The sequence below is a fragment of the Eudoraea algarum genome (genome assembly GCF_050589645.1).
Taxonomy (GTDB): Bacteria; Bacteroidota; Bacteroidia; order Flavobacteriales; family Flavobacteriaceae; genus JBNGOQ01.
The window spans coordinates 1-1,448 of record NZ_JBNGOQ010000010.1; the positions used below are offsets into that span (position 1 = coordinate 1).

General features: G+C 56.4%; 1 protein-coding gene. It reads left to right on the forward strand.

Features of this window, described 5'->3' with window-relative positions:
• Positions 1–1,448 (forward strand): beta strand repeat-containing protein (locus ACRD67_RS20640; protein WP_430969189.1); only part of this gene is annotated, 1,448 nt, incomplete at both ends.

Here is a 1,448-nt window from a genome sequence, read left to right on the forward strand (position 1 = left end):
GACGGTACATTGACCTATACCAACGAGGACGGCGCTGCCACGACCTTCGATGCCCGTAGGGCCACTGTTGTGGACAACGGCGACGGTACCTTTGATATCACCGACGATTCCGGTACCACGGTGACCGTGGACACCAACAACACGGTGACCACACTTGTGGACAACGGCAACGGAAGTTTTACCTATACCTCCGAGGACGGGACCATAACGACCTTTAACGAGACGACCTCGACCCTTGCCGACAACGGCGACGGGACCCTGACCTATACCAATGAGGACGGCGCTGCCACGACCTTCGATGCCCGCAGGGCCACGGTGGTGGACAACGGCGACGGCACCTTCGATATTACGGACGATTCCGGTACCACGATAACGGTGGACACCAACAATACGGTGACCACGCTCGTGGACAACGGTAACGGGAGTTTTACCTACACCTCCGAGGACGGGACCATAACGACCTTTAACGAGACGACCTCGACCCTTGCCGACAACGGCGACGGGACCTTTACCTATACCAATGAGGATGGTACGGCGACCACCTTCGATGCCCGAAGGGCCACGGTGGTTGACAACGGCGACGGCACCTTCGATATTACGGACGATTCCGGTACCACGATAACGGTGGACACCAACAATACGGTGACCACACTTGTGGACAATGGTAACGGTAGCTTTACCTACACCTCTGAGGACGGGACCATAACGACCTTTAACGAGACGACATCTACCCTTGCCGATAACGGTGATGGGACCCTTACCTATACCAACGAAGATGGCGGAACGACCACCTTCGATGCCCGAAGGGCCACAGTGGTGGACAACGGGGACGGCACCTTTGATATCACGGACGATTCCGGTACCACGGTGACCGTGGACACGAACAATACGGTGACCACTTTGGTGGACAATGGTAACGGCAGTTTTACCTACACCTCTGAGGACGGGACCATCACCACCTTTAACGAAACGACGAGTACCCTGGCCGATAACGGCGACGGGACCCTGACCTATACCAACGAAGATGGCGGAACCACCACCTTCGATGCCCGTAGGGCCACGGTGGTGGACAATGGCGACGGCACCTTCGATATCACGGACGACTCCGGTACCACGGTGACCGTGGACACCAACAACACGGTGACCACACTTGTGGACAACGGCAACGGTAGCTTTACCTATACCTCCGAGGACGGGACCATAACGACCTTTAACGAGACGACGAGTACCCTGGCCGATAACGGTGACGGGACCTTGACCTATACCAACGAGGATGGCACCGCCACCACTTTTGATGCAAGGCGTGCCACTGTGGTGGACAACGGTGACGGGACCTTTGATATCACGGACGATTCAGGTACCACAATAACAGTGGACACGAACAATACGGTGACCACGCTCGTGGACAATGGTAACGGTAGTTTTACCTACACCAGTGAGGACGGGAC